The sequence below is a fragment of the Cryobacterium sp. SO1 genome, assembly GCF_004210215.2.
Taxonomy (GTDB): Bacteria; Actinomycetota; Actinomycetes; order Actinomycetales; family Microbacteriaceae; genus Cryobacterium.
On sequence record NZ_CP067394.1, the window covers coordinates 3,949,791 to 3,970,674 of the forward strand.

At 69.1% G+C, this 20,884-nt stretch carries 21 protein-coding genes; 13 read left to right on the plus strand and 8 right to left on the minus strand.

What is annotated here, in order from left to right:
• Positions 1–31: 31 nt before the first annotated feature.
• The 3 genes from BJQ95_RS18810 to BJQ95_RS18820 all read right to left on the minus strand — a co-directional run bounded on the left by BJQ95_RS18810 (position 32) and on the right by BJQ95_RS18820 (position 1,825).
• Complete coding sequence (locus BJQ95_RS18810) at positions 32–352, minus strand: ATP-dependent DNA ligase (RefSeq protein ID WP_130176222.1); 321 nt, start codon at positions 350–352, stop codon at positions 32–34.
• A 131-nt stretch (positions 353–483) separates the two neighbouring features.
• Positions 484–858: a hypothetical protein gene (locus tag BJQ95_RS18815; protein ID WP_130176223.1), complete on the minus strand. Its 375-nt coding sequence runs from the start codon at positions 856–858 to the stop codon at positions 484–486.
• A gap of 55 nt (positions 859–913) precedes the next feature.
• Positions 914–1,825, minus strand: a complete 912-nt coding sequence (locus tag BJQ95_RS18820; protein WP_130176224.1) for a hypothetical protein — start codon at positions 1,823–1,825, stop codon at positions 914–916.
• Positions 1,826–2,216: 391 nt separating this feature from the next.
• Between BJQ95_RS18820 and BJQ95_RS18825 the strand changes: the two genes are divergently transcribed.
• From BJQ95_RS18825 to BJQ95_RS18850, 6 genes are all read left to right on the plus strand, one after another.
• Entirely contained in the window at positions 2,217–2,708 is a 492-nt protein-coding gene (locus tag BJQ95_RS18825) for an SRPBCC domain-containing protein (protein ID WP_130176225.1), read from the plus strand.
• Between the two features lie 62 nt (positions 2,709–2,770).
• A complete protein-coding gene (locus BJQ95_RS18830) occupies positions 2,771–2,899 on the plus strand; it encodes a hypothetical protein (protein ID WP_256041465.1) in 129 nt (42 codons plus the stop codon).
• Between the two features lie 6 nt (positions 2,900–2,905).
• Positions 2,906–5,635 (plus strand): LuxR C-terminal-related transcriptional regulator, encoded by a 2,730-nt coding sequence (locus tag BJQ95_RS18835; protein ID WP_130176226.1) that lies wholly within the window; start codon positions 2,906–2,908, stop codon positions 5,633–5,635.
• Between the two features lie 201 nt (positions 5,636–5,836).
• Complete coding sequence (locus tag BJQ95_RS18840; protein ID WP_205750020.1) at positions 5,837–6,598, plus strand: hypothetical protein; 762 nt, start codon at positions 5,837–5,839, stop codon at positions 6,596–6,598.
• Positions 6,579–6,845 (plus strand): hypothetical protein, encoded by a 267-nt coding sequence (locus BJQ95_RS18845; protein WP_130176227.1) that lies wholly within the window; start codon positions 6,579–6,581, stop codon positions 6,843–6,845. The genes BJQ95_RS18840 and BJQ95_RS18845 overlap by 20 nt, the downstream gene beginning before the upstream one ends.
• Positions 6,823–7,521, plus strand: coding sequence for a DUF2306 domain-containing protein (locus BJQ95_RS18850; RefSeq protein WP_130176228.1), 699 nt, complete (start codon positions 6,823–6,825; stop codon positions 7,519–7,521). Before BJQ95_RS18845 ends, BJQ95_RS18850 begins: the two co-directional genes overlap by 23 nt.
• Before the next feature lie 241 nt (positions 7,522–7,762).
• Here BJQ95_RS18850 and BJQ95_RS18855 read toward each other — a convergent pair whose 3' ends face one another.
• The gene (locus BJQ95_RS18855; RefSeq protein WP_130176229.1) at positions 7,763–10,066 is read right to left on the minus strand and encodes an MMPL family transporter; all 2,304 of its coding nucleotides are present in this window, start codon (positions 10,064–10,066) and stop codon (positions 7,763–7,765) included.
• 154 nt (positions 10,067–10,220) lie between these two features.
• On the opposite strand from BJQ95_RS18855, the gene BJQ95_RS18860 reads away from it, so the two are divergent.
• The gene (locus BJQ95_RS18860) at positions 10,221–10,601 is read left to right on the plus strand and encodes a DUF5655 domain-containing protein (protein WP_130176230.1); all 381 of its coding nucleotides are present in this window, start codon (positions 10,221–10,223) and stop codon (positions 10,599–10,601) included.
• A 14-nt stretch (positions 10,602–10,615) separates the two neighbouring features.
• Here BJQ95_RS18860 and BJQ95_RS18865 read toward each other — a convergent pair whose 3' ends face one another.
• The 4 genes from BJQ95_RS18865 to BJQ95_RS18880 all read right to left on the minus strand — a co-directional run bounded on the left by BJQ95_RS18865 (position 10,616) and on the right by BJQ95_RS18880 (position 13,438).
• On the minus strand, positions 10,616–10,843 hold the full coding sequence (locus BJQ95_RS18865) for a fumarylacetoacetate hydrolase family protein (protein WP_240694576.1): 228 nt from the start codon (positions 10,841–10,843) through the stop codon (positions 10,616–10,618).
• Positions 10,844–10,871: 28 nt separating this feature from the next.
• Positions 10,872–12,140 carry an LCP family protein gene (locus BJQ95_RS18870; protein ID WP_130176231.1) on the minus strand — a complete coding sequence of 423 codons (1,269 nt, stop codon included), beginning with the start codon at positions 12,138–12,140 and terminating at the stop codon, positions 10,872–10,874.
• A gap of 170 nt (positions 12,141–12,310) precedes the next feature.
• Positions 12,311–12,766 carry an SRPBCC family protein gene (locus BJQ95_RS18875; protein ID WP_130176232.1) on the minus strand — a complete coding sequence of 152 codons (456 nt, stop codon included), beginning with the start codon at positions 12,764–12,766 and terminating at the stop codon, positions 12,311–12,313.
• Positions 12,767–12,943: 177 nt separating this feature from the next.
• Complete coding sequence (locus tag BJQ95_RS18880) at positions 12,944–13,438, minus strand: Dps family protein (RefSeq protein WP_130176233.1); 495 nt, start codon at positions 13,436–13,438, stop codon at positions 12,944–12,946.
• A 196-nt stretch (positions 13,439–13,634) separates the two neighbouring features.
• Here BJQ95_RS18880 and glgX point away from each other — a divergent pair, with 196 nt between their 5' ends.
• The 6 genes from glgX to kdpC all read left to right on the plus strand — a co-directional run bounded on the left by glgX (position 13,635) and on the right by kdpC (position 20,884).
• Positions 13,635–15,686, plus strand: a complete 2,052-nt coding sequence (gene glgX / locus BJQ95_RS18885; RefSeq protein ID WP_130176234.1) for a glycogen debranching protein GlgX — start codon at positions 13,635–13,637, stop codon at positions 15,684–15,686.
• A gap of 386 nt (positions 15,687–16,072) precedes the next feature.
• The gene (locus tag BJQ95_RS18890) at positions 16,073–16,237 is read left to right on the plus strand and encodes a hypothetical protein (RefSeq protein WP_165384838.1); all 165 of its coding nucleotides are present in this window, start codon (positions 16,073–16,075) and stop codon (positions 16,235–16,237) included.
• Positions 16,234–16,323 carry a K(+)-transporting ATPase subunit F gene (kdpF, locus tag BJQ95_RS18895; protein WP_130176235.1) on the plus strand — a complete coding sequence of 30 codons (90 nt, stop codon included), beginning with the start codon at positions 16,234–16,236 and terminating at the stop codon, positions 16,321–16,323. The genes BJQ95_RS18890 and kdpF overlap by 4 nt, the downstream gene beginning before the upstream one ends.
• Entirely contained in the window at positions 16,323–17,996 is a 1,674-nt protein-coding gene (kdpA, locus tag BJQ95_RS18900) for a potassium-transporting ATPase subunit KdpA (protein WP_130176236.1), read from the plus strand. Before kdpF ends, kdpA begins: the two co-directional genes overlap by 1 nt.
• Positions 17,997–17,999: 3 nt before the next feature.
• The gene (gene kdpB / locus BJQ95_RS18905) at positions 18,000–20,198 is read left to right on the plus strand and encodes a potassium-transporting ATPase subunit KdpB (RefSeq protein ID WP_130176237.1); all 2,199 of its coding nucleotides are present in this window, start codon (positions 18,000–18,002) and stop codon (positions 20,196–20,198) included.
• Between the two features lie 47 nt (positions 20,199–20,245).
• A complete protein-coding gene (gene kdpC / locus BJQ95_RS18910) occupies positions 20,246–20,884 on the plus strand; it encodes a potassium-transporting ATPase subunit KdpC (RefSeq protein WP_130176238.1) in 639 nt (212 codons plus the stop codon).

Sequence of the window (20,884 nt, forward strand, 5' to 3'; positions counted from 1 at the left end):
CAGGTGGGGCGCCGGTCAGGTGGGGCGCCGGTCAGGTGGGGCTCGGGCTGCGCTCTGGCGGTTCGGGCAGGATACGCAGGCCGGCCGGGGTGTTCGCCAGCTGTACGAGATCGTCAAGCCAGGCCCGGTTGAGCGTGGCCTCGCGCTTGCCGGAGAACTCGAAGTCGAGCGGCACCGCGGGGTTCAACCAGATGGAACTGTGGCCGCTGCCGGACTCCTTCGACCTCTCCCACGAGAACGCGAAACTCTCGCCCCGGCGCAGCTTGGCCACGATCACGACCTTGAGGTGCGCCAGCGTGCGATCATCGATTTCCACCGAGATCGCCGGCGACCCGTAGATGAACTTGCCCATCGCATTCCTCGTTTCGGCTGGAGGCCCGCAGGAGCATCCGAGTACCGGTGCGGCCCGGTGTCTCACCACGGAGTGTAGGCCGAGGCGGTCCGGCTGGCTAGAACGTGCAGCCGGCCGGAACACTCGCTGGGCTACCGGCGCCCGTCGCTACCCTGGTCGATCTCCTCGACGGCCTCGTTGAAGTCGGCGTCGTGCAGCTCGGCCTCGGCTTCGGTCTGGGCCGAAGACTCCTCCACCGCGAGGACGCGGGCGGGCGGGAAGACCGGCAACGGAAACAGCTCGATCTCCCCCGCGAGGCTCTCTTCGGCCACATCCGCCACATCGAGCTCGGTGGCCGGGCCGAGCACCAGGGTGTGCGTGCGGGTGCTGCCGTCGGATTCGAGTACCTTGATGTCGACCGCGATGCTCTCCTCTCCCCTGGAGTGCGCGGTGACGTAGCCGAGCAGGGCCTCCGCGACGTGGTCGCCGGTGAGGATGGTGCCGCCGGCGTAGGTGATGAGCTTCATGCCACCAACGATAACCGCGCGGCGGAGTCTTGGGAATGACCTGGGACCCGCCCGGCTACCCGGCGAGCGCCTGCACCGCGGCCGATCCCTCCGGCAGCACGATGTCGAGCGTGGTCGTGCCCAGCCGCAGGGCAACGACGGATGCGCCCAGGTAGTCGGGGTGCGGGCGCAGGTTGATCTCCTCGATCGCTGCCAGCGGAATCGTCGTGTGGGAGCGCGATAGGTCGGGGGCGCTGCCGCGGAGCAGCCAGGTCTTGCGGCCGATGATGTGCAGCTCGCGTTCGGTGCGGCAGAGCACCGCTCCCTGCAGGGTCATCGGATAGAACTCGTGCACGGCGCGGCTGATCCGGCCGCCACGCGGTGGCAGCACCGTGCGGCCATGGGCGGCGAGCAGGCTCGCCCCCAACTCGTGGCGCATCAGGTCGAAGTACGAGGTGACCAGGCCCACATCCTCCTTGCCCAGGTCGAGCAGATCCAGGTCCGCTGGCGGGTCATCGGGCGCAGGGAGAGGCAGCGCTGGGGTGCGTCGCATCGCTGCCAGGGAGAGTTCGCTCAACACGTCGACAAGGTGGGTGATCACGTCCTCGGACGACCCGTTGTACGGCACCGTCAAGGTGTCCCCGGTGCCGGCCAGGATGTCCAGGCGGCCGTCGACCAGGTCGACGGTGTCGGTCAGGGCCACGATGTCGGCGTAGCCGAACACGCTCCTGGTGTAGCCGGCGTCTGCCCGGCTCAGCACGATGAGCGCCTCCGGCGCCACCACGATGAGGTGGTCGTAGAGGTCCATGGTCGGCTGCGCGTCTCGACGGCTGATGTTGCGGGGCACCTTGAGAACCAGTCGGCTGGTCGTGAAATCCAGTGGATAGTCCCGGTACAGGCCGGGGACCTCGGTGGCGTCGTGCACCCGGTCTACCCAGGGGCCGAACGCGTCGAACTCCGCCGACCGGCTCATATCCGTCGCACTCACTGGCTGCCCTCTGCGAGAGCGCTCCGGTGCGCGCCCGCCCACGGCCCCTGTGCCGCTAGTGCTCAGGCTAGACCGTGGGACCGACACGGGCCGACCGGCGGGAGCGGCGCGCCATCCGAACGGAGCCCCGACGAAGCCATCTTCGATACTCCTAGCACGATCGGGCACGCTCCCGGTCGCGCCGCGCCGAAGCCCTCCGGACCGATTGCACAGCACTGTCCCCAGGATATCCACAGCACAATCCACAGCCCGTGAGCAGTCAGGGCGGGAGTTTCCACACCCTGTGCACAGGCTTATCCACAGGCGCGCACACGAATGCAAATACGAACCTGTACAGCTCCACAGCGGCATCGACCTGGAGCGTCGATCGGATGCGGGCTACACTCCCGGCATGCAGAGCCAACGCTATGAGATCGCTGTCCACGCACCCGTCGAGGTGGTGTGGGAGACGATGCTGGACGATACGACCTACCGCCTCTGGGCGAGCACGTTCCAGCCCGGCTCCTACTTCGAGGGCTCCTGGTTGCCGGGCAGCGAGATCCTCTTCCTGGGTGACAACGAAGACGGCACGGCGAGCGGCATGGTGGGGGTGATCGCCGAACACCGCCCACACGAGTTCGTCTCGATCGAATACCGCGGGCAGATCGTGAACGGGATCGAGGACACCACGAGCGACGACGCCCGTGCCGTGGCCGGTACTCACGAGAAGTACACCTTCACCGAGGCCGACGGGGTCACCACCGTCGTGGTGGACATCGATGTGGACAACCGCTACGCCGACATGTTCGCCGAGATGTGGCCCCGAGCCCTGATCGCACTGCGGGAACTCTCCGAGACCGAGGCGCACACACACGGGCAGCATTCGGCCGCCCGAATGGACTGAGCCGGTGCGGTGGTCGGGCGCCATTCGTTGCCAAGACCATGGCGGTGTGTTTAGGTGAGCCCATGAGGCCCAGTTCCCGGATCGCCGACGAGCCGAGTGCAGAGACCATCCGCCCGGGCTCGGGCCGGTTCGGCGCGCGCCGCGAACGCATCCGCCTGCGCGCCCGCGCCACACCGGCCACATCGAACTGACCGGCCATGGCACTGCCGGTCCTGACCACCAAACTGTTCGTTCCGGCCGTCCGATCCCACGCCGTGTCCCGCCCGCGGCTCATCGACAAGCTGCACGACGGGCGCCGCGCCGGCCGCAAGCTGACGCTGGTGTCGGCCCCGGCCGGGTTCGGCAAGACCTCGGTGCTCAGTGAGTGGATCGCCGACGCCCGGCGGCGGGATCCCCTGCTGCGGGTCGCCTGGATCTCACTCGACGCGGCCGACAACGACCCGGCCCGGTTCCTCGGATACCTGGTCAGCGCCCTGCAGGCAGCCGATCCCGCGCTCGAGCCGGTCGCCGTGGCGGGCCAGCCGGGCTCGGTCGACCAGACCCTGACGGCCCTCATCAATGCCCTCGCCGAGGGCACCACCCCGATCATCCTGGTGATCGACGATTTCCAGGCCATCGAGGCGCAACCCGTCCGTGACGCCGTCTCGTTCTTGCTCGACCACCAGCCACCCACGCTGCACCTCGCCCTGGCCAGCCGGTCAGACCCGCTCCTCCCGGTGGCCCGGCTGCGCGCCGGCGGTGAGCTCACCGAGTTGCGGGCTGCCGACCTGCGCTTCACCCCGGGCGAGGCCGCCGGTTTCCTCCACGAGATGATGGGGCTGAACTTGTCCGCCGCGGATGTCGCGGTGCTCGAGGCCCGCACGGAGGGGTGGATCGCCGGGCTCCAGCTGGCCGCCCTGTCACTGCGGGAGCGTGACGACGCATCGGGCTTCATCGCGGGCTTCGCCGGCAGCAACCGGTTTGTCCTCGACTATCTCGTGGAGGAGGTGCTGCAGCGCCAACCCGCGACGGTGCGCGACTTCCTGCTGCGGACCTCCGTCCTGGACGGGCTGAACGGTGCGCTCTGCGACGCCGTCACCGGGCTCACCGGCGGCAGCGAGATGCTGGCCGCCCTGGAGCGTGACAACCTGTTCGTGGTTCCGCTGGACGACCGGCGGCAGTGGTACCGCTACCACCACCTGTTCGCCGATGTGCTTCGGGCCCGGCTGGCCGGCCAGGACCCCGGCCTGCACGTTCTGCACACTCGCGCGAGCGAGTGGTACGAACGCAACGACCTCATCGAGGACGCCGTGAGACACGCTCTGGCGGCCGACGACGTCGAGCGGGCGGCCCGGCTGATCGAGCTCGCCGTTCCGGCCGTGCGGCTGAGCCGGCACGACGCCACCCTGCTGCGCTGGCTGGCGCTGTTGCCGGCACCCGTCATCCGTCGCCGGCCGGTTCTGGGCGTCTATCGCGCGTGGTCGTCGCTCGTCGCCGGCGATGTGGAGGCCGTTGAACCACAGCTGGCCGCCGCGGAAAGCTCCCTGGCCACCCGGGATGCCGCGGGGCGGCCGGCGCACGACTCGGCGCCGAGCGAAGAACTGCGCACCCTGCCCGTGACGATCGCCGTGTACCGGGCCGCGGTGGCGCAGGCCCGCGGAGACCTGGCCGGCATGAGAACCCACGCGCAACGGGCCCTGGACCTCACCGAACCCGGCGACCATCTGGGCCGGGGTGCGGCGGCGGGGTTCCTCGGGCTCGCCGCGTGGGCCACCGGCGACCTCGACGCCGGGGTGCGGGCGTTCGGCGAGGTCCGAACCAGCCTGCGGCGGGCCGGCAACCTGGCGGATGCGCTCAGCACGACCATCCCCACCGCCGACATGCTCCTGGGCCAGGGGCGACTGCGGGATGCCCAGCGGTCCTATGAGGACGCGCTCGGGGAGGCGCTCCGGCTGAGTGCCGCAGAGGGCACTCCCCCGCAGTCCACCGGCGACCTGGAGGTGGGGCTCAGCGACATCCTGCGGGAGCAGAACGACCTGCCCGCTGCCCTGGCCCACCTGGCCGCGAGCGAGGCGCTCGGCGAACAGGCGCATTCGCACGAGAACCGGTACCGCTGGTTCGTGTCGATGGCACACATCCGGCAGGCGCAGGGAGACCCCGAGGCCGCGCTCGAGCTGCTCGGCACGGCGGAGCGGCACTACCGGCGCGGGTTCCTGCCGGAACTGCACCCGATCCACGCGCAGACGGCCCGGGTGTGGATCAGCCAGGGACGCCTGGGCGAGGCCACCGCCTGGGCAAGGGCGCGGGGCCTGTCGAGCTCGGATGCCCCGACCTACCTGCGTGAATTCGAGCACCTCACCCTGGCCCGGCTGCTGATCGCCGGGCACCGGGCCGACCCCGGCGTCGGCCGGCACCGCGAGGCGCTGCACCTGCTGGGCCGGCTGCTCGCGACCGCCGAGACCGGGCGGCGCTGGGACAGCGTGATCGAGATCCAGCTGCTGCAGGCGCTCGCGCACGCGGCGAACGACAACATCGCCCGGGCGCTCGAGTCCCTGGAGCAGGCCCTCCGCCGGGCGGAGCCGGAGGGGTACTGCCGGCTGTTCCTCGACGAGGGTGAACCAATGGCGGCGCTGCTGAGGCACGCCGCCGCCGCGGGCATCGCTCCCGAGGCCGTCCGACGGTTGAGCGGCGCGCTCGTGCCGGGCGGCCTGCAGGCGGGTGGGAGCGAAGCACCGGTGGGCGAGCTCGCCGCCCCACTGAGCGAGCGCGAACGGCACGTGCTGCGGTTGTTGGCCAGCGAGCTGAGCGGCCCCGACATCGCCCGGGAGCTCTACATCTCGCTGAACACCCTGCGCACCCACACCCGGCACATCTTCGGCAAGCTCGAGGTGAACAGCCGCCCCGCGGCCGTGCGCCGGGCCGAGGCGCTGGGCCTGCTCAAGCTGTAGCCATCCGCCCGATCCACCGCACGGCCATCGGCACAGGCATCCGCACAGGCATCCGCACAATCTTCGGCGCAGCCATCCGCACAATCACCACGTCGATCACCATGCCGGGTGATGCCGCGTCACCAGGTGTCTCCGTAGATTCCAGTCATCCTCAGGTTGCCGCCTGGAGACAATCGACCTCACCCGTCAAGGAGAACCGCCATGAGTCCCACCCGTTCCGCATCCACCTCTTCGGCCCCGGCCCGTGCCACCGTCACCCCGGCCGGCCTCACCCGCGCCGCCGGCGCATCCGCCGCGCTGGCCGGACTGATCTACATCGTCATCCAGTTCATCCATCCCCGTGACGTCATCACCTCGATCACCACCCCGATGTGGCTGGTCGTGCACCTGCTCAGCCTGAGCATGGCCATCCTGGCGCTGATCGGGCTGGCGGGCCTGTACCTCAGCCAGGTGCGCCGGCTCGGGGTGCTCGGCCTGATCGGCTACCTCATGTTCAGCCTCTTCTTCATCCTGCAGTCGGCCTTCAACTTCGCCGAGGCCCTCATCGCGCCCCTGCTCACGGATGTCGCGCCCCAGTTCGCCACGGACTTCGTCGGCCTGTTCGGCCGCTACGCCAGCACGACCGATCTCGGCCCGCTGGCCCTGGTCGTGCCCGTCGGCAGCGCCCTCTACATCGTCGGCGCCCTGCTGTTCGGCATCGCGGTCCTCCGGGCCCGGGTCCTGTCCCGCGGGGCGAGCATCCTGCTCATCGTTGCTGCCGTGCTGACGCCCGTGGCCGGCCTGCTTCCGCACACCGTCGAACGGATGGCCGCGATTCCGATGGGTCTCGCGCTGATCTGGCTCGGCTACTCGTTGTGGTCGACCCAGCGCCGGGCGGCGCAGCAGCCCACCGACGGTGCCGAAGGTACCAACGGCATCACGGGCACCGAACGAGGCATCCGCCGTGCCGCCCAGACCCGCTGATCCGCACCGCTTCGAGATCCGCATCCAGGGGCAGCTGGATGCGGGCTGGAGCGACTGGTTCGACGGCTTCGAGCTGACCGCCGGCCGAGACGGAACCACCATCCTGACCGGCCCGGTCACCGACCAGGCCGCCCTGCACGGGATCCTGCGACGCATCGGCGACGTGGGACTCACCCTGCTCTCGGTCAATCCGACGCCGTCCCACCCCGAGGAGCTGGTCCCCGATGAACGACACACAGATCACTGAAACGCTCCGGACACCGCGCCCGCGCCCCACCTGGCCGGTGCCGGCCGGGCTGATCCTGCTCAGCCTCATCCCGGTCCTGGCCGGGGCCGCCCGGCTCGGCGAACTGACCGGCGGGGCCGTGCCGACCGTGCACAACGCCCGGTTCCTCGACTCCCCGGTTCCGGTGCTGGCGCATATTGTCGGCGCCACGGTCTTCAGCCTGGTCGGAGCGTTCCAGTTCGTGCCGGCCCTGCGCCGGGGCCGCGCCGGCTGGCACCGGGTCGCGGGCCGCATCCTCCTGCTCCCGGCCGGGCTGTTCGCTGCCCTCTCCGGCATGTGGATGGCCGCGTTCTACCCGCACCCGCCCGGCGACGGCCTGGTCATGTCGCTGCTCCGCCTGTTCTTCGGGGCCGCGATGGTGGCCAGCCTCGCCCTGGGCATCCGCGCGATCTCGCGCCGCGACCTCGTCGGCCACGGCAGCTGGATGACCCGGGCCTACGCGATCGCGGTGGCAGCCGGCACCCAGGCGCTCCTGCTCATCCCCGGCGCGATGCTTTTCGGGCCCGCCGACGAGCCCTCCCGGACGGTGATCATGGGCCTTGCCTGGCTGCTGAACCTGGCGGTGGCCGAAGAGATCATTCGGCGCCGCGTCCGGCAACGATCCAGGCAACCCGCACTACAGCGAACGGTTCGATGACGGCGGCCCCGTGGCCAGCGCCGAAAAGATCGGGGCGGCCTCGCCCGACCGGGTGCTGCCGTTCGCCGAGGTCGCCGGCATTGCCATGGAAACGGCCGCAGACGATGCGACTCTGGTCGACCTGCGCGGCTGCACTGTCCCGCCCCCGGCGCGGCCCAACTGTTCCCCAAACGGACTTGTGCGCCCGGTGCGCCGGGTGCAGAAGTCCGGAGCGGGAACAGTTGGGTGGGCGCGTGGTCGGCTATTCGCGCAGGCCGAAGCGGGTGTGGATGGGGGCACTCCAGCGCGGCGCCCACCAGAGGATGCGCTCGAGCGAGGTCATCACCGCGGGCACGAGCACGATCCGCACCAGCGTCGCATCCAGCAACACCGCCACCGCCAGGGCGGTGCCGATCTGCTTCATCTGCATCAGGTCGCCGGTGGCGAAGCCCGCGAAGACCAGCACGATGATCAACGCCGCCGAAGTGATGATGCGGCCAGAGCTCTGCAGGCCGGTCTCGATGGCCGTGCGGGTGCTCTCGCCGCGGTCGTGGTGTTCCTTGATCCGGGCGAGCAGGAACATCTCGTAGTCCATGGCCAGGCCGAAGCCGAAGGTGAGCACCAGGGTGAGCACGAGGGCGTCGACACCGGAGATGGTGTCGGGATCGAAGTTCAGCACCCCAGACAGATTGCCCTCCTGGAACCCCCACACCAGCACGCCGGCCGCCGCGCCCAGCGAGATGACACTGATGACCAGGGCGGTGAGCGGGATGATCACCGATCCGGTCATCAGGAACAGCAACACCAAGGTGGCCACGGCGATGATCAGCACCGCCCAGGGGGCACCGCTGGCCAGCGAGTCGAGGTAGTCCACGGCCTGCGCGTCCGCGCCGCCGACCCGGTTGTCGAAGGCCGGCCGGTCCGCCCGGATGTCCCGCACCACGTTGGCGCCCTGGTGCGTGTCCACGGTGACCCTGGACACCCAGTAGCCGTTGGTCTCCACCGGCGGCGCCACATCCGTCACCCCGGGCAGGGCGCCGACGTCGGCCGCCCAAGCCGCCGCCCCGGACTCGTCGGTGCTGGACACCAGCTGCACCCGTGGTGCAGTGGCCAGCGGGAACTCCTCGTTCAGAGTGGTGATGAAGTCGTACTGGCTCGACGACCGGGGGATGGCGTCGTCGGCGCTGTTGGCCACCGTCACCGACAGCACCGGGCTGCCGAGCAGCAGCAGCACGGCGGTACCGCCGAGCGCCACGAGCACCGGCGCCCGCTGCACGAGCCGGGCCAGCTTCGAGAAGACGCCTTCCTCCGGCGCGATGTCGCCGAACCGGGTGAGCCAGGCTCCCACGCCCGGGATGCGGGTGAGCACCCCGGGCTGCACCAGCCGTTCGCCGAGGTAGCCGAGCAGCGCCGGCACCAGGACGAGTGCGGTGAGGATGGCGATGAGCACCACGCAGACCGCACCGATGGCGATGGCGCGGATGATCGACGGTTCGAACACGAGCAGCCCCGCGGTGGCGATCGCGAAGGTGAGCCCGGAGTAGAGGACGGTGCGGCCGGCGGTGTTGACCGTGCTGCCCACGGCCTGGAGCATCAGTTCGTGACGGCTGTGCCGGTGGTGCGGCAGGGTGGCCAGTTCTGCGGTTTGCAGCGGCGGCACCTCCGCAAACGGCTCACCGTGCGGGCCCGGCGGGGCACCGGGGCCGCCTCCGCCCAGCCGCGCCCGGAATTCCTCCCGGAACCGGCTTACCATCAGCAGCCCGTAGTCGATCGAGAGACCGAGGCCGATCACGGTGATCACGTTCATCACGGTGATGCCGATGTCCATCACGAACGTGAACGCGAAGAGCATCCCGAGCGCGCCGATGATCGACGCGATGGCACCGACCAGCGGGATGCCGGCCGCGAGGAAGCCGCCGAAGATGATCAGCATGACCAGGAGCGCGATCGGCAGGGCGATCAGTTCGCCCTTCTGCAGGTCGGACTCGGCGACGGCGATCAATGACTCCACGATCAGGGGAGTGCCGCCGACCTCCACCTGGGCGTTCGGGTCGAGCTGGCCGATCTCGTCGGCGGCCACCTGCAGCCGGCGTTGAACGTAGGTGAGCAGCGGGTCCCTGACGGTGCCGTCGGTGGTCTCCATGGCCACGGTGAAGAGCATCCCCTCCCCGTCCGCGGAGAGCAGCGGCGCGGCCGCCGGGTTCGGGCTCCCGTCGGGCAGGGGTGGGATGACAAGCGGGTTGATAACCTGGCTGACCCCGTTGACCTGCTCCAGGCGGAGGGTGGCGGAGTCCAAAATCGCCGCGAGGTCGGGCGAGCCGAGATCGGTGGGGTGCACGAGCAGCGACAGGGACTCGGTCTGCTCGTTCTCCGGGCCCGCGATCAGGTCGGCGGCGGTCGACGCCTCGCCCTCTACCGACGGCCCCGCGCTGGAGAGCCGCTGGAAGAGGGTCTCGCCACCGACCCCGAGCAGCGCCGTGGCCACGCAGGCGCCGAGCGCCACCACCCAGCACAGCAGGGAGATCAGACGATGGCGGGCGACGTTCACACCCAGTTTTCGCAACATGGCCGTCCTCTACTCATGAACGCGCTCCTCGTGAACGCGCCACTCATGAACGCACTCCTGGTGAAGGCACGCCCACTGCACCGGATGCGCCCGCTCCCCGGTCGTTCCGCGGCCAAACTACTCCAGTGCGGGCGGACGGGACTACCCTGCAGGCATGACCAGTCACGGGGAACTGATTCCACTCGAGCAGTACTTCGTGGGCAGGGATCCGAGCGCGCGGGCGTTGTTCGACGCCGTGCGGTCGGTCATCCTGTCGATCGGCGAGACCGAAGTCCGCGTCACCACCAGTCAAATCGCTTTCCGCCGGCAGCGGTCGTTCGCGTGGACGTGGCTGCCGGGTCAGTACCTCCCCGGCGACGTCGCCCCGCTCGTGCTGTCGGTCGACCTGGACAGGTTTGACACGTCGGCACGGTGGAACGAGGTCGTGGAGCCCACCCTCAACCACTTCATGCACCACCTAGAACTGCACTCACCGGCGGACCTGGACCCCGGCGTGCTCGAGTGTCTGCGTGAAGCCTGGTCCAAGGCCGGCTGAGCCGCCGTTCGGGTCTAGTACGTCCGCGTCCCCGAGTTGGGCCGCACGCGGGCAACTCGGCGCAGACCGAGCAGATCGGTGCCCGGAGCACCGGTGAGCACCACATCGCCGGGCTCCAGGGTGAGCCAGCGGGTGACGTAGACCAGGGTCGCCGCGACCGACGACGGCAGGGTGAACGAGGCAGCTACTCGTTCGTCTGGGCGATGGCCGGCGCGAACAAGGCCTTCGACGACATGGACCACGTGTAGTCGGCGGAACTGAGGTAACCGCTCACCCCGTTTTCACCTGGGCGCACGAGTCGTCGGCGGCCGTGCGCCCGGTGAGGCCGTCCAGCCGCTCCGGGGCCGCCGTGGCCGGTAGTGTCGCCGTCGGCGGCGCCGTGGCATCCGGTTCGGCAGGTTCCGCGCCGGCCGGCACCTCTGCGGTCTCCGCGGGCGGCCAGAGCACCAGGGGTTCGTCGGTCCCTGCGGAGGGAGCCAACGAGAACGGCTCGTCGGCGGCGATTTTGGCGAACATAATGTCGGCAAGGTCCCGCGTGGGCACCACCCGGCCCGGGAAGTCCGGATCCTCCGTGCTGCCCGGGTACTGCACGAAGACCAGCCGGTCCAGGTCGATGTCCGCCAGCGCCAGGGCCATCGACACCATGGTGTCGGTGTGGGCGAGACTGGTGGAGAGGTGGATGTTGCCGGCCGCCGCGTTCGCCAGCGAGTACAGCCTGGGCAGGTCGGTGAAGGTGCCGTCACCGCGGACGGTGCGCATCAGCGAGGCCAGGTAGAGCTGCTGCGACGTGATCCGGGACAGGTCGCTGCCGTCGCCGACGCCGTGGCGGCTGCGCAGGAAGGCCAAGGCTGTGTCGCCGGCCACGATGCTGGTGCCGGCGGGCAGCGACAGGCCTGCCTGCGGATCGTCGACGGGCTCGGTCAGGCAGACCGGCACGCCGCCGACGGCATCGCTGAGCCGCACGACGGCGGCGAAGGATGCCAGCCCCGCGTACGGAATATCGAGCCCGGTGAGCTCCTCCACAGTATCGACCACGCAGGGCAGCCCGCCGCGCCCCATCGCCTCGTTGACCGGGGCAGCTTGCAGCGCGCCGTACACCTCGCCGGTGCCGGCGTCGGTGCACTCCGGATGCGCCACGATGAGGTCCCGGGGAATGCTCACGACCACGGCGTTCGTGTGGTCCGCCGACACGTGCACCAGAATGTTGACGTCGTTGAGGGTGGTCGCCCGCTCGCCGTACGCCGCCCCCTGGGACGCGTCGTTGTCCACACCGACGATAAGCAGGTTGAAGCCGTTCTCGTAGCTGCCGATCCCCGGCGGCGGGCCGTCGCCGATGCCGTCGCCGTCGCTGTTGATGTCGATCGAGTTGGCGGCCACCGTACTGCTGACCTGCCAGAGCGCGAACGCCGCCAGAGCGGTGGTGCTGACAAGAAGCACCGCGAGGCTCAGGGCCACAGTGCTCAGGATGCCCGTCACGGCGTGCGACCTCTTCAGTCGCCCGTGCCGGGCGCCGCCCGTCGTGTGCTGCACTTCGGTCACCGGTCCGGCCCATCCGCAGCACCCTCGGAGCGCTGCTCCAGACGGATTTCAACGCCGCGAGCTGCTGCGTCCGTCGGAGGGGAGCATAGTCTGGCCACTGCATCCCGGCCAGAGGTCGGCCCGGGGTGCCGATGGACCGACTCCCGGCAACGCGTGCACCGCCGGGTCGGTCAGACGGAGACGTCCCCGCGCCAGCCGCCGCTCTGGTTGGCCGGGTCCTCCACGAAAGTTCTGAACTGCTTGAGGTCCTTGCGGATCACGTGGTCGTCGACGCCGAACACGGCGCCGACCTTCTCCAGGAAGCCTTCGGCCTCCCAGTCCAGCTGCACGGTCACCCTCGACGTCGTGTCACTCAGGCGGTGGAACGTGACCACGCCGGCGTGCTTCTCGTCGCCGGAAATGCTCTTCCAGGCCACCCTTTCGTCGAGGTGCTGCTCGGTGATCTCTGCATCGAACTCACGTTCGGCTCCGCCGATCTTCACCTTCCAGTGGGTGTGCGTGTCGTCGATCTGACGGATGCTCTCGACGAAGTCGAGGAAGTGCGGGAAAGACTCGAACTGGGTCCACTGGTTGTACGCGGTGCGCACGGGAACGGCTACGTCGATCGTTTCGATTACCTGGGTCACGGGGTTCATCCTCTGTTCCTAGAAAAGCGTGCCCTGCTTCGCCGATCGCATCTGGCGGGCAGGTCACACCGGGTGGGCGGACTGGAGCGTGCGAGTCTCGTCTACCTATGACGCATCCAGGCGCCCATTCGTCACGGCGGCGGCCGGATTCCGGTGGATCCGACCGCCGGAGGCGAGTTACGCCTTGCCGACCGGACGGGTGGAATCCTTCGCGGTGGGCTGCCGGGGCTTCCGGTCCTCCGCGCTGACCATCCAGATGTACTGCTCCAGCTTGAGAATGAAGCCGTTCAAGATATCGGCGCTGGCCGGGTCTTCTTCATCGACAGCTTCGTGAACTTCCCGGATGTTGTCGACGGTTGCGGTCAGCAGAGCCGTCACCAGTCCCACGGTCTCGGTGGTGTCGACCTCGCCGGCGGGGAACTTGGGCAGATGCGTGGTCTTGGTGACCGTCTCGGTGCGCCCGTCGGGCAGGGCGTCCAGCGCACGCATCCGCTCGGCCAGCTCATCGGTGAAGATCCGGGCGTCGTCGATGATCTCGTCGAGTTGCAGGTGCAGGTCGCGGAAGTTCTTCCCCACCACGCTCCAGTGCGCCTGCTTGCCCTGGACGTGCAGCTCGATCAGGTCGACGAGGACCGACTGCAGGTTGCTGCCGAGCTCTGCGGATGCCTTCATGGGATTCCCTTCTTCACCAGCGGGAACGGAGGCGGCCGACGGTTCAGCCGGCGTCCCGCCTGTTTGAGACAGCACACTAGCAGCGTCCACCGACAAGATCGGGACTCAGCCTCTTCTCAGTTTCGCCGGCTGTCGGACGGATATCGTTTCCAATCTCTCGCACCCTCGTGCGAATTATTGAGAACGAAAGAGCATCATGACCGTCGCCGCGTCCCGTTCCCTGCCCTACCCGTTGGGTGCCGCCCTCGTCGACGAGGGCGTCGACATGGCGGTGTACTCCGAGACCGCCGACAGCGTCGAGTTCTGCGTTTTCGACGACGACGGCACCGAAACCCGCACGGCGCTCACCCAGCGCACCGGCCACGTCTTCCACGGCATCGTGCCCGGCGCCGCAGTGGGCACCCGGTACGGCCTCAGGGTGCACGGCCCGTGGGATCCCGCCAACGGACTGCGCCACAACCCGCACAAGCTGCTGCTCGACCCGCACGCCACCGCGGTGTCGGGAGACTACTCCTGGGGCCAGGAGGTTTTCGGCCACGACCAGCAGAATCCCGACGAGATGGACACGAGCGACTCCGCCGGACGCACGCCGCTCTGCGTGATCACCGACCCGGCCTTCGACTGGGACGACGACGCGGCACCGCTCACCCCGCTGGCCGAATCGGTGATCTACGAGGTGCACGTCAAGGGCTTCACCCAGACGCATCCGGACGTGCCCGAAGACATCCGCGGCAGCTATGCCGGCCTGGCCAGCCCGGCGGCAATCAAGCACTTAACCGACCTCGGCGCGACCGCGGTCGAACTCATCCCGGTGCAGCAGTTCGTGCAGGACAGCCACCTCGAGGAGAAGGGCCTGCGCAACTATTGGGGCTACAACACCATCGGTTTCTTCGCGCCCCACGGCGACTACGCCGCGGCCGGCGACACCGGCGCGCAGGTGAACGAATTCAAAGAAATGGTCAAGGCCCTGCACGCCGCCGGCCTCGAGGTCATCCTCGACGTGGTCTACAACCACACCGCCGAGGGCAACCACCTGGGCCCGACCCTGTCGTTCAAGGGTATCGACAACGAGGCGTATTACCGCCTGGTGGAGGGCGAGAAGGGAAACTACTTCGACACCACCGGCACCGGAAACAGCGTGAACGTGAGCCACCCGGCCGCGCTCGGCCTGATCATGGACTCGCTGCGCTACTGGGTCACCGAGATGCACGTCGACGGTTTCCGCTTCGACCTGGCCACGACCCTCACCCGGCAGGGCGGCGACGCCGACCTGCACAGCGCCTTCCTCACCCTCATCCAGCAGGACCCGGTGCTCGCGCCGGTGAAGATGATCGCCGAGCCCTGGGACACCGCCGGCTACCAGGTCGGCGGCTTCCCGGCCGACTGGTCCGAGTGGAACGGCAAATTCCGCGACGACGTGCGCGGCTTCTGGCACGGCAACGCCTCGCTGCTCAGCACCCTGTCAGAACGGGTGCTCGGTAGCCCCGACGTGTACGAGGCCGACCGCCGCTCGCCGCTGTCCAGCGTGAACTTCGTGACCGCGCACGACGGCTTCACCCTGGCCGACCTCACCATGTACGACGAGAAGCACAACGAGGCCAACGGCGAAGACAACAACGACGGTGAGAGCGACAACCAGTCCACCAACAACGGCGTCGAGGGTCCCACCGACGACAACGAGGTGAACGAACGCCGCGAGCGGATGCGCCGCAACCTCCTGGCCACCCTGCTGCTCTCCGCGGGCGTGCCGATGATCCTCGGCGGTGACGAACTCGGCCGCAGCCAGGGCGGCAACAACAACGCCTACTGCCAGGACGACGAGATCTCCTGGTTCGACTGGGCGAACGCCGACACCGACCTGCTGGCTTTCACCCGCACCCTGCTCGAGCTGCGCCGGGAGAACCCGGCGCTGCGGCCGGCCTGGTTCCGGCAGGCGCCGGGCCCCGACGCTGTGGACACCGTGCGGGTTCTCAGGGCGGATGCCGAGGAGTTCACCGACGCGGACTGGACCGACGACGACGCCCACGCGCTCACCTTCGTGCTCGAGCACGACGGCGCGGACGCCTGTGCACTGCTGCTGAACGCCGCCGCCAATGGGGTGGAGTTCACCGTTCCCGCGGCACCCAACGGGGAGTGGGAACTCGCCGCCTCGAGTGACCCGGCCCAGCAGGTGGCGGCTCCGGTGAGCACCCTGATCGTGCGGGACGGCTCATTCACGCTGCTGCGCTCGCCCGCCAAGGGCGCCTGAGCAGCGTCACTGCAGCCAGCCGTCTAAGAGCGGTATCACGGGTGGCATATAGAAAACTCTTAGGTTCTGTGCAGCGCATATGCAGCCCACAGGGCGTACGGTTACACCAGGAGTTCCCCCACTCCCATGATTGGCCCCGGTGCCAGCTCCCTTTCCCCCAAAGCGCGAGCGACACCGGGGCTTTTTCATGCCCGGCACGCCGCGGGCATAGTGCGTAACTCCTGCAATCCGGCCGGATGAGGGCGTATCGGCCGGTTCTGGCGTGTTCCAAGAATCCAGCAGGAGTTATGCACAACGGCCGGGCCGGATCGGGCGTGAGGCGGCCACGGGCCGCCGGATCGAGCCGGGCGTTAGGGGTTCGTTAGGAAACCGGTGGGGCGGTTCGGGTGGGTGTTTACTCGGTTCGTGCTCGTGCGGAGCACGGGTGCCGGCCGGCAGACCGGCGGCCAACGGATGGAGATAATCACATGCTCGACCTTGTCTACGTGCTCGGCGTGATCGCCGTGTTCGCGCTCATCGGCCTGGTGGCCTGGGGGGTGGCCAAGCTGTGATCGTGTTTGACATCATTGCGGCCGTGCTCGCCGTGGCCGCCATCGGCTACCTGGTCTTCGCCCTGGTGAAACCGGAGCGGTTCTAGTGTCCGTGTGGCTGGGCATCCTGCAGGCCCTCACCCTTGTTGCCGTTCTTGCCGTCATCTACCGCCCGCTCGGCGACTACATGGCCACCGTCTACACCTCGCACAAGGACCTACGCATCGAGCGCGGCTTCTACCGGCTGATCGGGGTGGATGCCCGCAGCCAGCAGACCTGGTCGGCATACCTGCGCGGCGTGCTCGCCTTCTCGTTGATCGGGGTGCTGTTCGTCTACGCGATCCAGCGCGCCCAGGCGGTGCTGCCGTACTCGCTGGGTTTTGACGCCGTGCCGGAGGGGCTCTCGTTCAACACCGCGATCTCGTTCGTGACGAACACCAACTGGCAGTCGTACTCCCCCGATGTGACCCTGGGCTACACGGTGCAGCTGGCCGGCCTGGCGGTGCAGAACTTCGTCTCCTCGGCCGTGGGACTGGCCGTGGCGATCGCCCTGGTGCGCGGCCTGATGCTGCGCCGCTCCGGCACCATCGGCAACTTCTGGGTGGACCTGACCCGCGGGGTGCTGCGGCTGCTGCTGCCGCTGGCGGTGGTGGCCGCGATCGTGCTGCTGGCTGGCGGGGTGATCCAGAATTTCACCGGGTTCACCGATGGGACCACTCTGACCGGCGCCACCCAGTCGATCCCGGGAGGCCCGGTGGCCTCCCAGGAGGCGATCAAGGTGCTCGGCACCAACGGCGGCGGATTCTTCAACGCCAACTCGGCGCATCCGTTCGAAAACCCGAGCGGCTTCACCAACCTGTTCGAGATCGTGCTGATGCTGGCCATCCCGTTCAGCCTGCCGCGCACCTTCGGCATCATGGTGGGCGACAAACGCCAGGGCTACACGATCCTGGCCACCATGGCCACGATCTTCGTGATCTCGCTCACCGCGCTCACCCTGTTCGAACTGAACGGCGCCGGCGCCGCGCCCGGCCTGGCCGGTGGCGCGATGGAGGGCAAGGAGACCCGGTTCGGTATCCTCGGTTCCACCCTGTTCGCCACCTCGACCACCCTCACCTCCACCGGCGCGGTCAACTCGATGCACGACTCCTACACGGCGCTCGGCGGCATGATGCCGATGCTGAACATGATGCTCGGCGAGGTCGCGCCCGGCGGCACCGGCTCCGGCCTCTACGGCATGCTGATCCTCGCGGTGATCGCGGTGTTCGTGGCCGGCCTGCTGGTCGGCCGCACCCCGGAGTACCTGGGCAAGAAGATCGGCCCGCGCGAGATCAAACTGGCCAGCCTGTACATCCTGGTCACCCCCACCCTGGTGCTGGTCGGCACCGCGCTGTCCTTCGCTATTCCCGCCGTGCGGGCGGATGTCGAGGCCACCTCGATCTGGAATCCCGGCTTGCACGGGCTGTCCGAGGTGCTCTACGCGTTCACCTCCGCGGCCAACAACAACGGATCGGCGTTCGCCGGTCTCACCGCGAACACTCCGTGGTTCAACACCGCTCTGGGCGTGGCCATGCTGCTCGGCCGGTTCTTGCCGATGGTGTTCGTTCTGGCCCTGGCCGGCTCGTTCGCCGCGCAAGACCGGGTGCCGGCCACCGTGGGCACCCTGCCCACCAACCGGGTCCAGTTCGTGGGCCTGCTCCTCGGCGTGACGATTATCATCACCGCCCTCACCTATTTCCCCGTACTCGCGCTGGGTCCCCTGGCGGAAGGGCTGCAGTAAGCCATGACCACACTGTCGAACACCCACAAGCCGGTCGCCCCCGACCAGCACCCCGCACCCCACGCGTCGAAACCGACGAAGGCGATCAGCGCCGGCCAGCTCGTGGCCGCGCTGCCCGGCGCGGTGCGAAAGCTCGACCCGCGCCTGATGTGGCGTAACCCGGTGATGTTCATCGTCGAAATCGGCGCCGTGCTCACCACCGTGCTCGCGGTGGCCGAGCCGTTCCTCGGCGGACCCGGCGAATCCGGCGGCTCCGCCGTACCCGGTTCGTTCACGGTGGGGATCGCGGTGTGGCTCTGGCTCACGGTGATCTTCGCCAACCTGGCCGAGTCCGTGGCCGAGGGCCGCGGCAAGGCCCAGGCCGACAGCCTGCGGCAGACCCGCACCAGCACCAGCGCCACCCAGGTGCAGGGCTACAACCCCGACACCAACCCCGGCGCGGAGGGGGCGTCGGTGCAGACGATCTCCTCGGCCGACCTCACCCTCGGCGACGTCGTGATCCTCGTGGCCGGGGAGCTGGTCCCCGGCGACGGCGACATCGTCTGGGGCATCGCCTCGATCGACGAGTCCGCGATCACCGGCGAATCTGCCCCGGTGGTGCGGGAGTCCGGCGGCGACCGCAGCGCCGTCACCGGCGGCACCCGGGTGCTCTCGGACCGCATCGTGGTGCGCATCACGAGCAAACCGGGCGAGACCTTCGTGGACCGGATGATCGCCCTTGTCGAGGGCGCGGCGCGGCAGAAGACGCCCAACGAACTGGCGCTGAACATCCTGCTGGCCAGCCTGTCGATCGTGTTCCTGGTGGTGGTGCTCACCCTCAACCCGATCGCGAGCTACTCCGCCGCCACGGTGAGCCTGCCGGTGTTGATCGCGCTGCTGGTCTGCCTGATCCCCACCACCATCGGGGCGTTGCTCTCGGCGATCGGCATCGCCGGCATGGACCGGCTCGTGCAACGGAACGTGCTGGCCATGTCGGGCCGCGCGGTCGAGGCCGCCGGCGACGTCACCATCCTGCTGCTCGACAAGACCGGCACCATCACGTACGGCAACCGGCAGGCCCGCGAGTTCGCGCCGCTGACCGGCGTCACCGAGGCCGAGCTGGTGCGGGCCGCGGCGCTCTCCTCGCTGAGCGACCCCACCCCGGAGGGTAAATCCATCGTGGACCTGGCCGCCGAGCGGGGCTTCCACCGGCCGGACAGCCTGGCCGGTGACATCGTGCCGTTCACTGCGCAGACCCGCATGAGCGGCATCGACCTGGCCGACGGGGCTGGCGGCGCCGGCGGCGGGCAGATCCGCAAGGGTGCAGGCTCCGCCGTGCTGGCCTGGGTGGGCGAGGCCGGCCCGGTGCCTGAGGCTGTGCTGGCCGAGCTGACCGCAGAGGTGGAACGCATCTCCCGGTTGGGCGGCACCCCGCTCGTGGTCGCCACGGGCTCATCCCCAGGCACCACAGCATCCGGCGAGCGCACCGTGCTCGGCGTGGTCTACCTCAAGGACATCGTCAAGGAGGGCATCAAGGAACGCTTCGCCGAACTCCGCGCGATGGGCATCCGCACCATCATGGTCACCGGCGACAACGCCCTCACCGCCACCACGATCGCGGCCGAGGCCGGCGTGGACGACTTTCTCGCCGAGGCCACCCCGGAGGACAAGCTCGCGCTGATCCGCCGGGAGCAGGAGGGCGGCAACCTCGTGGCGATGACCGGCGACGGCACCAACGACGCGCCCGCCCTGGCCCAGGCCGACGTGGGGGTGGCGATGAACACCGGCACCTCCGCCGCGAAGGAGGCCGGCAACATGGTCGACCTCGACTCCGACCCCACCAAGCTGATCGACATCGTGCGGATCGGCAAGCAGTTGCTGATCACCCGCGGGGCACTCACCACCTTCTCGATCGCCAACGACCTCGCCAAGTACTTCGCGATCATCCCGGCCATGTTCGCCGGGGTGTTCCCGGGCCTGGCCGTGCTGAACATCATGCAGCTGAGCTCCCCCGCGTCGGCGATCCTGTCCGCGATCATCTTCAACGCCATCGTCATCGTGGTGCTGATTCCCCTGGCGCTGCGCGGAGTCACCTACCGCGCGGCGAGCGCGTCGAGCATCCTCGGCCGCAACCTGCTGATCTACGGGCTCGGCGGCGTGATCGCCCCGTTCGTGGGCATCAAACTCATCGACCTCGTCGTGTCGCTGCTGCCCGGGTTCTAGGCCATGCTCACCCCTCCCACACTCGACCAACCGAAACGGATCTCCCGATGAACGCCTTCAAACCTCGCACCGGCCCGCTCACCCGGCCCTACTGGGTGGCGATCAAGGCCATGCTCACCTTCACCGTGGTGCTCGGCCTGGCCTACCCGCTGACCATCACCCTGATCGGCCAGCTCGCCCTGCCCGCGCAGGCCAACGGTGCGCTGGTGCGCGCCGCCGACGGCACCGTCGTCGGCTCCGGCCTGATCGGGCAGTCCTTCACGGATGCCGACGGTGCGGCCCGGCCCGAATGGTTCCAGTCCCGCCCCTCCGCGGCCGGTGACGGCTACGACGGCGCCGCGTCCAGCGGCAGCAACTGGGGGCCGGAGAACCCCGACCTGATCCAGGCGATCGGCGACCGGCAGGCCGCCGTCGAAGAGCTCGACGGGGTGACGGCCGACGAGATCCCCGCGGAGGCCATCACCGCCTCGGCCTCTGGCCTCGATCCGCACATCAGCCCGGCTTATGCCCTGCTGCAGGTGCCCCGCGTGGCCGCGGCCCGCGACCTGCCCGAGGCCGAGGTCCGTGCCCTGGTGGGCGCCTCCGTTCGGGGCCCCGACCTCGGATATCTCGGCGAATCGACCGTGAATGTGCTCAACTTGAACCTCTCGCTCGCACAGCTCGAGTCGGAGCAGGGAAAGGGCTAA